8 protein-coding genes and 1 pseudogene are annotated in these 12,239 nt (G+C 52.6%); 6 read left to right on the top strand and 3 right to left on the bottom strand.

From position 1 onward, the window contains the following. Nucleotides 1-358: 358 nt before the first annotated feature. Together AKG43_RS08400 and AKG43_RS08405 are read right to left on the bottom strand one after the other, a co-directional pair. The gene (locus tag AKG43_RS08400; protein WP_054600119.1) at nt 359-1,273 is read right to left on the bottom strand and encodes a c-type cytochrome; all 915 of its coding nucleotides are present in this window, start codon (nt 1,271-1,273) and stop codon (nt 359-361) included. Continuing rightward, nucleotides 1,266-2,618: a cytochrome c gene (locus AKG43_RS08405; RefSeq protein ID WP_054600120.1), complete on the bottom strand. Its 1,353-nt coding sequence runs from the start codon at nt 2,616-2,618 to the stop codon at nt 1,266-1,268. The genes AKG43_RS08400 and AKG43_RS08405 overlap by 8 nt, the downstream gene beginning before the upstream one ends. 186 nt (nt 2,619-2,804) lie before the next feature. On the opposite strand from AKG43_RS08405, the gene AKG43_RS08410 reads away from it, so the two are divergent. The 6 genes from AKG43_RS08410 (at nt 2,805) to AKG43_RS08435 (ending at nt 11,997) form a co-directional block, all read left to right on the top strand. Continuing rightward, the gene (locus AKG43_RS08410) at nt 2,805-4,529 is read left to right on the top strand and encodes a PhnD/SsuA/transferrin family substrate-binding protein (protein WP_054600121.1); all 1,725 of its coding nucleotides are present in this window, start codon (nt 2,805-2,807) and stop codon (nt 4,527-4,529) included. Continuing rightward, entirely contained in the window at nt 4,522-5,121 is a 600-nt protein-coding gene (locus AKG43_RS08415) for a response regulator (RefSeq protein ID WP_054600122.1), read from the top strand. Before AKG43_RS08410 ends, AKG43_RS08415 begins: the two co-directional genes overlap by 8 nt. A 220-nt stretch (nt 5,122-5,341) precedes the next feature. Continuing rightward, on the top strand, nt 5,342-6,604 hold the full coding sequence (locus tag AKG43_RS08420) for a putative DNA modification/repair radical SAM protein (RefSeq protein WP_054600123.1): 1,263 nt from the start codon (nt 5,342-5,344) through the stop codon (nt 6,602-6,604). Between the two features lie 106 nt (nt 6,605-6,710). Next, a complete protein-coding gene (locus AKG43_RS08425; RefSeq protein WP_054600124.1) occupies nt 6,711-7,475 on the top strand; it encodes a TIGR03915 family putative DNA repair protein in 765 nt (254 codons plus the stop codon). A gap of 247 nt (nt 7,476-7,722) precedes the next feature. Continuing rightward, a complete protein-coding gene (locus AKG43_RS08430; RefSeq protein ID WP_054600125.1) occupies nt 7,723-10,011 on the top strand; it encodes a Tex family protein in 2,289 nt (762 codons plus the stop codon). A gap of 96 nt (nt 10,012-10,107) precedes the next feature. Continuing rightward, complete coding sequence (locus AKG43_RS08435) at nt 10,108-11,997, top strand: N-6 DNA methylase (RefSeq protein WP_231718140.1); 1,890 nt, start codon at nt 10,108-10,110, stop codon at nt 11,995-11,997. 135 nt (nt 11,998-12,132) lie between these two features. On the opposite strand, the pseudogene AKG43_RS12790 reads toward AKG43_RS08435, so the two are convergent. Continuing rightward, nucleotides 12,133-12,239, bottom strand: a pseudogene (locus tag AKG43_RS12790) (IS5/IS1182 family transposase); the annotation flags it as partial.

Raw genomic sequence — 12,239 nt, forward strand, 5'->3', positions numbered from 1 at the left:
TTATTCAATTCTTTTTACCGCTTGAATACTTCAATCTAAACTAAATCATAGAAAAAACAGTCTACTTTCACGCATTACCTTTTACTGCAGGCAAAAGAATTGGCTCCGTAAGTGGTTACGAATATTTCACCAATAATTACCTAGGTTATTATGTGTACTTGACCAATAAATATCAACTACATGAATGCTTGTTTACGCTACGTCGAGCAATCCAACAAGCCAAACTATGGTTAGCTAAAACTATGTTGCCATTTAGCGGTTTTTAACACCAGCCTTCCCAAAAACAAACCGCCACACCCAAAACTTCACTCGGGCATGGCGGTACGTTTACTAAACAAGTTGTTCAGAAATATCTAACTCAATACCGTGCGTCTTTCGGTTTGTCGCCGTTGGGCCAGTCTTTAACCTTGCCGGCAAAGTCCGGGCGCGGTTGGTGGGTGAAATATTCGGCGATGTCCACGGCTTCTTGGTCGGTCAAGACTTTGCCTTCGCCCCACATGCCGTGCATTTGTGCGCCCATGGGCATGGCGGCTTTGATGAAGGCCGCGGCTTTGTAGGTGCGCGCCATGCCTGCGCCGATATTGAAGGATTCGTCGCCCCACAGCGGCGGGAAGGCATAGACGCCGGTGCCGTCTTTTTTACCTTCGCCGTTGCTGCCGTGGCATGCGGCGCAATGTTGGGCATACAGTTTTTTGCCGCGTTCGGGATTGGGCACGAGGTTGGTGTCTATCTTCACGGCGTTTACGATATCCACTTGCCGGCCTTTGGGTACGCCTTGTCCGACCCATTTGATACAGGCCACCATCGCCTGCATGGCTTCGCTGTCTTTCGGCAGCGGTTTGCCGTTCATGGAGCGTTGGAAGCAGCCGTTGATGCGGCCGACCAAGTCGATTTCTTTACCCGGGCGGGGCATCACGCGGGGGTAGCGGTTGTAGGTGTTGATGTAGGGGTTGCCGCCCGGCACTTTGCCTTGTGCGATGTGGCAGCTGCTGCAGTTCATTTTGCTGCCGACATGCTCGGGAAGCAGGCGCGGGGTTTCGTTCATCAAGCGTTGGCCGTAGCGGATTTGCTCGGCATTCGGCTCTTTTTCGATGTCGCTGTCGGCCGGTACGGTGTATTGGCCGACTACTTTTTTCTGGTCGCCCTTGCCGGTTACAATCGGATAGGTGTAGGGGTGTTCGGCTGTTTTTTCAGACGGCCTCTCGTTGCAGCCTGCCAATCCGAAAAGAGCCGCGCCGACGGTCATGCCCAATAAAGCGAGTGTTTTATTCATGATGGTCTCCCGATGCGGTTTGAGGCACGATGTTGGGTGCTTTGGTGTTGACAAAACGGCGGATTTCGGCAATGTCGCCCGCTTTGACTTCCGGAGCTTGGTTGTGCCAGCTGTTGCGGACGAAATTCACGACTTCGGCGATGTCTTCGTCGCTCAAGTGCCTGAATCTGGGCATGGTAAACGCCATAGTGTCGTGCTTGGTGTGCGGCGTGCGCCCGCCTTCGAGCGTCACTTGAATCACGGATTGGGCGTTGTTGGCGTAAACCGCGCTGTTTTTATTCAACGCTGGGAAAATGCGCGCCATGCCGTTGCCGTCGGCACGGTGGCAGGCGATACAGTGTTCGGCATACAGCATGGCACCGCGGCTGTTGTATTTGCCGCTTTTCAGCATGGCTGTGGTCGTGTCTTCACGTTTGGGCAGCCCTTGTGCTTTATCGGGCGATGCGGACAGGGTTTTCAAATAAGCCGACATGGCTTTCAAGTCTTCGTCCGTCCAATATTGCGTGCTGTGTTCGACCACTTCGGCCATAGCGCCGAATGCAGCGGTGGTGTCGTTGCGGCCGCTGGCAAAGAAATCCTGCAACTCGGCTTCGCTCCATGTGCCTAAGCCGCGTTCTTCGCCGCGTAGGCTTTTCGCACGCCAGCCATCAATCACGGCACCGCTCAAGAAATGGCGTTTATCGTCGCTCAAGGCTTTTTCCTGATAAGCCACGCCGCGGGGCGTATGGCAGGCGCCGCAGTGTCCGGGGCCTTCGACTAGATATTTGCCGCGGTTGATGCGGGCATCAAAACGGCGGTCGGCTTCAAACTGCCGCTGCGGTGCAAACATCGCTTGCCAATACGCGAGAGGCCAGCGCCAATTCAATACGGGCGGCAGGGTGCTGTCGGCATTTTTTTGGGATACCGGCTCCACTCCGTGCATAAAATAAGCATACATTGCGCGCATATCGTCGTCGGGCATAATCGCATAAGACGGATAAGGCATGGCGGGATACAGCGGTGTGCCGTCTGAACGGATGCCGTGCTGCACGGCGTTTTTGAATTGGGCGTAAGTATAATTGCCGATGCCACTTTCTTTATCCGGCGTGATATTGGTGCTGTACACCGCGCCCAAAGGCGTTTGCATCGCCAAACCGCCCGCATAGGGTTTGCCTTTGGGTGCGGTGTGGCAGGCAAAGCAGTCCGACAAACGGGCAACGTATTCGCCGTGCCTGATTAAATCTTTATTTGCCTGAACAACCGCGGCGTCTTGGCTGCTGCGGCTGTGCACAAGCCATTTGGCACCTCCGTACGAGATGCCCAGCAATACCGCTACCGCCAATGCCGTTTTGGTAAGGGTTTTCATATATGCTCCTTCTGCGCACTATCGGGCGTTGTTATATTTACAGTTTAATAAATGTGTGTTTTGATACATGAGAAATATTTATTTATGCTTGAACACATTGTCGGCCACAGGGCATAACGGCTCTATTGTGGAAAACCACATAAAAAAACCATATTTGACATAAAGCAATAAAACATAGGGATAAGCATGGGCATCCGGCTGCTTTTCTGCATCATCCTGCTGGCCGTATCCAGCGTTTCGGCGAAAACATGGTATGTCGGCGTGTTGGCGCCGCAAGGTGCGGCAGTTGCGCGCAACCAATGGCAGCCGTGGTTGGATTGGCTGGGTAAGAAGCAGAACGGCGAACAGTTTGTGCTCGTTCCTTTAAGTTTGAACAATTGGCAGAAAGAGCTGTCTTCACAGCGGATTGATTTCGCATTGGGGCCGCAGGCGCAGTTTGTCGCCCTGCCCGACACGCAGGGCTGGCGTTGGCTGGTAACGGCACGTTTTCCCAGCGGACATAAGCCGAAAGCGGCGGAGCAAGTGGGCAGCGCGATTTGGGTGCGCGCCGATTCGGGGTTGAGCAGCGAAACTGACTTGCGCGGCTTAACCGTTGCCGCCGTTGACGTTCAGGCGTTCGGCGGGTTTATGCTGGCAGAATCCGCGCTGCTCAAGAAAGGCTTACGCTCGGGAAAAGATTATCAGATTGTCTTTACCGGTTATCCGGTAGAACAAACCTTAACTGCTTTGCAGAAAAAAGAGGTCGATGCAGCCATTGCACCTTTGTGTTTAATGGAAGAGTGGCGCGCGCAGCAAGGTTTGTCCGAGCATGTTTTCAAACCCTTATCCGTGCACAGTATCGTTAACAACTGCATCTCCGGCACGCCCGTTTTCCCGTATTGGATGCTGGCCGCCCTGCCCTCCGTGCCCGAACAAACCGCCTCGCAAATCGCGGCCTTGCTACTCGGCAGCACCGCAACATCCGATATGCCTTCTTGGTCTCCGCCCGTTTCTTTTGTAGAAGCCGAACAGGTTTTGGCAGGCTTGGGGCGGCATCCGCTTCATTCAAACTGGCAAACACAATGGCGAAACTGGCTGTTTGAAAACACCATGCTCGTCGGTGCCATTGCCTTGATGCTGGCGATTTCCCTCATCAACTACGGCTGGATGGGCTGGCTGGCCTACCGCCGCCGCAAAAAGCTCGAACAAGCCTACCGTCAATTATTAGAGCGCGACCGCCTGCTGGCACACGCCGACCGCATGAATATCGCCGGCGAAATGGCGGCCGGTCTTGCGCACGAACTCAACCAGCCGATGGCCGCCATCCATTACTACGCCGAAGCCTGCCTGCAATTATTGGAAGCCGGCAAACAACCCGAATCCATACGCAAAGCCCTGCACAACATCATCCAAACCACCGAGCGCGGCAGCCGCATCATCCGCAATTTGCGGCAATGGAGCAAAACGCCCGAACACGTTTATACCGACGCGCGCATAGAAGACATCCTGCAACACTGTGCCGACTGGCTTTCCTGCCAAAAAAACGCGCCGCAACTGCATTGGCACAATCAAAGCGGCCAATCTTCCATCTGCACCGTATCCGGCATTGTCGAACAAGTTTTGATGAACTGCCTGCTCAATTGCCAACAACAACAAGCCAAGCGGATCGACATCACCGTTTTCAGACGGCCTGAATCCGAAGAACTGATGATCCGTATTGAAGACGATGCCGGCGGTTTTAACCAAGATATTTTGGCCCAGCCCTTTATTCCGTTCCGCAGCACCAAACCCGACGGCTTGGGTTTAGGCTTGGTCATCTGCGACCGTTTGCTGCGCGGCATCGGCGGCAGCATCACATTAAACAACCATGATAACGGTATCTCCGGCGCCCGAATCGACATTTCTTTACCAGAAAGGAACACCGATGCCTGAACTCGCCATTCACGTTGTCGACGACGACGCAGCTGTGCTGGATGCCTGCGGCTTTCTACTGGAAAGCCTAGACTACCGCCCTACACTCTGGAGCGACCCTAAAATATTTCTCGAGCAAGCCGAGCTGGATCAACCCGGTATCGTACTCACCGACTGGAACATGCCGTGGCTCAACGGCCAGCAACTCCAACAAGCCTTAATCCAACGCGAAAGCCCTCTAGCCGTGATTGTGATGACCGCTTTCGGCGACGTGCCGCTGGCAGTCGATATGCTGCAACAAGGCGCGGTGGACTTTTTAGAAAAACCCGTTTCGCTCCACCGCCTCCAAAGCGCCCTAAACACTGCCACCAAGCAAACACTCGACAACTACGCCCAATGGCAAAGCAAACAACGCTTCAAGCTCTTGAGCACAAAAGAACAAGCCATCGCCGCATATCTGGTGAAAGGCTACACCAATAAACAGATGGCCGACGAATTAAACGTTGCCGTGCGAACAATAGAAGTCCACCGTGCCAATGTGATGCAAAAAATGCAGGCAAACAGCTTGGCCGACCTGCTCCATCAGTTAATTTCTTTAAAAACAGACAGGTAATTTATCGTGTTCACATCTGAGGCCGTCTGAACATGCTTTTCAGACGGCTTCAGAACTCTGTGTTACCCAATGTAAGTGATTCTGTAGAAATGCACCGCAGACGGGGGTTTTGCAAAATCCTCCGCCTCCTCAACCCAAAACTAAACAAAAATTTAGCTGACTAAATAAAATCTCATCATTATAATAATGAAACACGATTTCATTTAACAAAACAAAAGCTATGGATTACCAAAAACTCAGCCGCAAGCTGGAAATCTTAGCCGATGCGGCCAAATACGACGTTTCCTGCTCGTCTAGCGGCGGCTCGCGCGGCAACAACGGTCAGGGGTTGGGCAATTCTTCCCGTGCGGGCATCTGCCACAGTTTTACCGAAGACGGCCGCTGCGTATCGCTGCTGAAAATCCTGCTGACCAACCACTGCATCTACGATTGCGCCTACTGTACCTCGCGCCGCAGCAACGACATCCCCCGGGCAGCGTTTACGGTAGATGAAGTGGTGGATTTAACCATGAGCTTTTACCGCCGCAACTACATCGAAGGGCTGTTTTTAAGCTCCGGCATTTTCAAAAACGCCGACTACACCATGGAACGTTTGGTACGCATTGCCAAAAAACTGCGCGAAGAACACCGCTTTCACGGCTACATCCACCTGAAAACCATTCCCAAAGCCTCGCCCGAAATCCTGCACGAGGCCGGGCTGTATGCCGACCGCCTCAGCGTCAACATGGAAATTCCTACCGTTTCCGGCCTGAAGCTGCTCGCCCCCGAAAAAAACCACAGCGACATGACGCAGCCGATGGCATTTGTGCGTAACGAAATCACGGCTTTTGCCGACAGCCGCAAAACCATCAAATCCACACCCAAGTTCGCCCCGGCCGGACAAAGCACGCAGTTCATTATCGGAGCGGCAGGCGAAACCGACCGCCAAATCATCCGTGCCGCCGGCGGTTTTTACCGTAATTACGGCCTCAAACGCGTGTATTACTCAGGTTATGTGCCCGTATTGGAAGACAAACGCCTGCCGCCCTTATCGGCACAAGTGCCGCTACGGAGGGAAAACCGGCTCTATCAGGCCGACTGGCTGATGCGTTTTTACGGCTTTTCCGACCATGAAATTTTAGACGACCAACAACCTTTTCTCGACCTTGACTTCGACCCCAAACTGGCGTGGGCATTACGGCACCGAGAATGGTTTCCCGTTCCGCTGCAACATGCCCCGCTGGAGGCCATCTTGCGCGTACCCGGTATCGGCGTGAAGTCCGCCCGCAGAATCGTGCAGGCCCGCCGCTTCCGCATGATTACCATGGCTCAGCTGCGCAAAATGGGTGTGGCCTTAAACCGTGCCCGCTATTTCATTACCCTGCCCGAACCCAACCGCTACGCCGACTTAATCGACAGCACGCAATTGCGCGGCTTATTGCTCCACAATACCCGTTCCAAATTCGAACGCAGCGATACCCGACAAGGCGAGCTGTTCGGTTAAGCCCGCCCGTCTCTTTCCGCTTGAAAACAGCACGGCTGTTTCAGCTTAAATACCGACATACGCACCGCAGCAAGTTAAATTTATCGGCGATACAAAGGCAAACACGATGCACACCACCTTATATTACGACGGCAGTTTCGACGGCCTGTTAAGCGCGGTATTCCGCGTTTATGCCGGCAAATATGCGCCCGATGCCGTACACATTACCCACAACACGCAAGACACCGATTTGTTCAGCCGCCAAGAAACCGTTGCCACCTCAAGCGAACACGCCCAACGCGTATTCAAACGGCTCGAACGGCAAATCGGCCGTAAAGGTATGATCAAATTACTGTATGGCTTTTTAATCGCCCTGCCCGAAATGCCCGACACCTTCCTGCGTCTCGTCCGCCTGATATTGGCACGCCCTGCCCGCACAGACGTACTCAGCGATTACGGCCATTTCGACGTTATGCAATGGGCGCAATGGGTTAAAACCGTGGGTCACGAAAAACACCGCATGGAGGCATTTGTGCGTTTTGAAGAACTTTCAGACGGCCTCTATATCGCCCGCATAGAACCGCAATACGACGTATTGCCGCTGATTGTGCGCCACTTCCGCCAACGCTATCCCCAACAACCGTGGGCCATATTCGACGTGCAGCGCGGTTACGGCATCTTCAGCCGTTCAGACGGCCTCCACCCTATCAACCATTTGGAACACAACCGCATTCCGTCCGAACATGCCGCGCACGAGCGTGATTACCAACATCTCTGGCAGCGTTACTTCAACAGCAGCACCATCTTATCCCGGCGCAACCCGAACCTGCACCGCAGGCAAATGCCGCAACGCTACTGGAAATACCTAACCGAAAAACAGCCGATGCTCTGATTCAGACGGCCTCCCCTATTTTATTGGTCAATATGAATGATTTTTTAAACCCGGCTCCAAGCAGTCAAAGCATAATCCGCTGTATCCGCAGAAGCTTTTATCCGCCACGGCAGGCCTCTGCTTTCGAGGCCGTCTGAAACACAATTCCCATTCCTGGAAAACCCTGTTTTCAGACGGCCTTTTCCTTTGCCAAACCCTCCCAAAACCGCTATCCTTTTCCCTTTTTTTCAGCTTCAAAATCTTTGCTATGAACATCATTTCCACCCTTGCATCAGAATTAAACGCCACCGCCGCCCAAATCCAAGCCGCCGTCGAACTATTCGACGACGGCGCCACCGTGCCCTTTATCGCCCGCTACCGCAAAGAAGTAACCGGCGGACTGGACGACACCCAACTGCGCCACCTTGCCGAGCGTCTGCAATACCTGCGCGAATTGGCCGAGCGCAAGCAAACCGTTTTAAAAAGCATTGAAGAACAAGGCAAACTCACGCCCGAACTTCAGACGGCCATCGAAGCGGCCGACAACAAAACCGCGCTCGAAGACCTCTACCTACCCTACAAACCCAAACGCCGCACCAAAGCCCAAATCGCCCGCGAAAACGGTTTGCAGCCTTTGGCGGAATTATTGTTACAAACGCCGTCTAAACAGCCCGAAACCGCCGCCGAAGGCTACCTGAACGAACAAGTACCCGACACCAAAGCCGCGCTCGACGGCGCGCGCGCCATTCTGATGGAACAATTCGCCGAAGATGCCGAACTGCTCGGCAACTTGCGTGAAAAACTGTGGAACGAAGCCGAAATCCATGCCCAAGTGGTTGCCGGACAAGAAGAAAGCGGCGAAAAATTCAAAGACTATTTCGACCACCGCGAACCCGTCCGCAGCATGCCCAGCCACCGCGCACTGGCCGTATTGCGCGGCCGCAACGAAGGCGTGCTGCAAGTCGCCCTCAAATACCAGCCCGACGAAACCCCGATTACCGAGCAGAGCGAATACGAAAAAATCATCGCCAAACATTTCGGCATCGCCGATCAAGGCCGCCCTGCCGACAAATGGTTGCGCGACACCGTACGCCTCACATGGCGCGCCAAAATCTTCCTCTCGCTGGAGCTTGAAGCCTTAGGCCGTCTGAAAGAAGCCGCCGACACCGACGCCATTACCGTGTTCGCCCGCAACCTCAAAGACCTGCTGCTCGCCGCCCCAGCCGGCCGCCTCGCCACAATGGGTCTCGACCCCGGCTTCCGCACCGGCATCAAAGTGGCCGTAGTGGACGATACCGGCAAACTGCTCGACACCGCCGTTGCCTATCTGCACCAAGAAAACAACGCCTTAGCCACCCTTGCCCGCCTCATCAAACAACACGGCGTGAAACTGATCGCCATCGGCAACGGCACCGCCAGCCGCGAAACCGACAAACTCGCCGGCGAATTGGTCAAAGGCCTGCCTGAAATGGGACTGCACAAAATCGTGGTCAGCGAAGCCGGCGCATCCGTTTATTCCGCCTCCGAACTGGCCGCCAAAGAATTCCCCGGGCTAGACGTTTCCCTGCGCGGCGCCGTCTCCATTGCCCGTCGCCTGCAAGACCCGCTGGCCGAATTAGTGAAAATCGACCCCAAATCCATCGGCGTCGGCCAATACCAGCACGATGTCAACCAAAGCCAACTCGCCAAATCGCTGGATGCCGTGGTGGAAGACTGCGTGAACGCCGTCGGCGTGGACGTGAACACCGCCTCCGCCCCTCTGCTCGCGCGCATTTCCGGCCTCAACAGCACGCTGGCGCAAAACATCGTTGCCTACCGCGACGAAAACGGCGCATTCGACAGCCGCAAAAAACTCCTCAAAGTACCGCGTCTCGGCGAAAAAACCTACGAGCAGGCCGCCGGCTTCTTGCGCATCAACGGCGGCAAAGAACCGCTGGACGCATCCGCCGTCCACCCCGAAGCCTACCCCGTTGTCGCCAAAATGCTCGACGACCTGCACATCAAAGCCGCCGATCTCATCGGCAACCGCGAAAAAATCAAACAAATCAAGCCCACCAGCTACACCACCGACCAATTCGGCCTGCCTACCATCATGGACATCCTCGCCGAACTCGAAAAACCCGGCCGCGACCCGCGCGGCGAATTTCAGACGGCCACCTTTGCCGAAGGTATCAACGAAATCAGCGATTTACAAGTCGGTATGATTTTAGAAGGCGTCGTGAGCAACGTCGCCAACTTCGGCGCATTCGTCGACATCGGCGTACACCAAGACGGCCTAGTCCACATCTCCGCCTTGTCGAACCGGTTCGTTCAAGACCCGCGCGAAGTCGTCAAAGCCGGCGACGTCGTCAAAGTAAAAGTGCTGGAAGTCGATGCCGCCCGCAAACGCATCGCCCTCACCATGCGCTTGGATGATGAAACGGGCAGCGGTTCAGCAAGAAGCGGCAGGCCGTCTGAAAACCGACGCAATGATAGCGGTAGAAGCCAGCGTAATCAGCGGGAGCAGGCACCGGCTAATTCGGCGATGGTGGATGCGTTTGCGAAGTTGAAGCGGTAAAGCGTTATAAGGTGATAAAGGGCTGTCTGAAAGACTATACTTTAAGAAACAATTCAGACGGCCTAGAAGAAACAAATTTTTAAGAGAAATAAGAAAATGGCTAAAGCTCAATCTATCGAACCCAATATTGCCGACCTTGCCAACGGTTGGATGAAATCCTACGGACTGGATTACAAACTGGAACAAGAGTCTTTAAACACGGAAATAGACAAAGCACTTCAAGAATATTATTCCAAAAACGGCGGTGCCGGAGCCAACCGACCTGATACCAAATTATTATTGCGCAGTCAAAAAACCGGGCAGGATTTTCCGATTTTGATCGAATATAAAGGCTACAAAGACAAGTTGGTCAAATTAGACAACGATGGCAATGTAGAAAACCGCAATGCCAAAAACGAGCCCATTTTCAAAAACATCAACAGTTATGCCGTAAACGGCGCAGTGCACTATGCCAATGCTGTGCTGCACCACACCGCCTACACCGACATTATCGCTATCGGTGTTACAGGACATAAAGATGAAAATACAGGAAAAATCCATCATCAAATCGGCGTGTATCACGTTGCCAAAAGCAATTTGGGTGTAGGGCAAAAAGTCGGTGAGTTTACCGATTTATCGTTTTTAGCTCCGCAACATTTTGATGATTTTGTCGAACAAGTAAAAGCACTTACGCTCACGCCGGAAGAGTTGGACAAAATCAAAGCGAAGCGCGAGCAAGAAATCGATGTCAGTCTGAAGAAGTTGAACAACGACATCTACCAAAACGAAAAAGGCTTAGGCGAAAACGACCGCGTTTACTTGGTTGCTGCTTCGATTATTGCCACTATCGGCATAGCAGGAAAAGTACCGCCATTGGAAAAAGGCGATTTGAAATCAATCAATATGCAAGGCAACCGTGATGGCGATATTCTTATCCGTCACATTGAGGCTTTTTTGCAGGAAAAGAACTTACCCAAACCCAAGCAAGACCTCATTGTCCGCACCCTTTCCAATACCCTGCTCACCGACAACATCAACAAAGTGCAAAATGGTGAAAGCCAACTCAAACGTGTATTCGGAAAAATCGTGGATGATTTGGGCATCTACTACAAAATCGGTTTGACCACAGATTTCACTGGAAAGCTGTTTAACGAAATGTACTCATGGTTAGGCTTTACCCAAGATAAGCTTAATGATGTTGTGCTCACTCCGTCTTACGTTGCCACGCTACTTGCCAAACTTGCGCGCGTTAATAAAGACAGCTACGTTTGGGACTTCGCCACAGGCTCCGCAGGCCTACTGGTAGCCGCCATGAACGAAATGCTGATCGATGCCAAAAACAGCATTGCCTCACCCGAAGAGTTGAAACTAAAAGAAGCCAAAATCAAAGCGGAACAATTGCTTGGCTTAGAATTATTGTCCAGCGTGTATATGTTGGCTATTTTGAATATGATTTTGATGGGCGATGGCAGTTCCAACATATTAAACAAAGATTCGCTTGCCGATTTTGACGGAAAATACGGCTTCGGCAAAACTGATGAAGCCTTTCCCGCCGATGCTTTTATTTTGAACCCTCCGTATTCGCAAGTAGGCAACGGCATGGTGTTTGTGGAAAAAGCCTTAAGTATGATGAAAAAAGGTTATGCCGCCATTATTATTCAGAATTCCGCCGGTTCAGGGCGGGCAAAAGAAATCAACCGCCGTATTTTGCAGAGCAACACCCTGATTGCCAGCATTAAAATGCCGATAGATTTGTTTATCGGAAAATCCAGTGTGCAAACCAATATCTATGTATTCAAAGTGGGCGAAAAACACGAAGCCGACGAAACCGTGAAATTCATCGATTTTTCCAACGACGGTTACACCCGCACCAACCGCAAAAAAGCCAGTAATAATCTTAAAGACACCGATAATGCCCGCGAACGTTACGAAGAGTTGGTAAATCTTGTACGCTTTGGCAAAAAGAAACTCAATATTTTCAGCAATAAAGAATATTACGAAGGCTGAGACCTTTGCAAAACCCCACGCCAACAAACAGCCGGAACATGCTTCATCATGTTCCGGCTGTTTTTGCGTAAAAAGTAGACAAGCTACCCCTAAAGTCCCCTTAAAGTGCCTCATTATGAGGCACTGCCTGCCTGTTCAGGCAGCAACAGGCACACCTATCCTGTTGGCCGCCTTCAACAGGTTCACACACATCGCCTTCAGGTGGCTTTGCGCCCTCACTTTGCCCAACCCGAAATAGGCTG

This window comes from Neisseria sp. 74A18 (assembly GCF_001308005.1).
GTDB classification, from domain to species: Bacteria; Pseudomonadota; Gammaproteobacteria; order Burkholderiales; family Neisseriaceae; genus Neisseria; species Neisseria dumasiana.

Coding starts and splice junctions, on each gene's coding strand:
- AKG43_RS08400 (WP_054600119.1), bottom strand. CDS start 1,273: ATGAATAAAACACTCGCTTTATTGGGCATGACCGTCGGCGCGGCTCTT.
- AKG43_RS08405 (WP_054600120.1), bottom strand. CDS start 2,618: ATGAAAACCCTTACCAAAACGGCATTGGCGGTAGCGGTATTGCTGGGC.
- AKG43_RS08410 (WP_054600121.1), top strand. CDS start 2,805: ATGGGCATCCGGCTGCTTTTCTGCATCATCCTGCTGGCCGTATCCAGC.
- AKG43_RS08415 (WP_054600122.1), top strand. CDS start 4,522: ATGCCTGAACTCGCCATTCACGTTGTCGACGACGACGCAGCTGTGCTG.
- AKG43_RS08420 (WP_054600123.1), top strand. CDS start 5,342: ATGGATTACCAAAAACTCAGCCGCAAGCTGGAAATCTTAGCCGATGCG.
- AKG43_RS08425 (WP_054600124.1), top strand. CDS start 6,711: ATGCACACCACCTTATATTACGACGGCAGTTTCGACGGCCTGTTAAGC.
- AKG43_RS08430 (WP_054600125.1), top strand. CDS start 7,723: ATGAACATCATTTCCACCCTTGCATCAGAATTAAACGCCACCGCCGCC.
- AKG43_RS08435 (WP_231718140.1), top strand. CDS start 10,108: ATGGCTAAAGCTCAATCTATCGAACCCAATATTGCCGACCTTGCCAAC.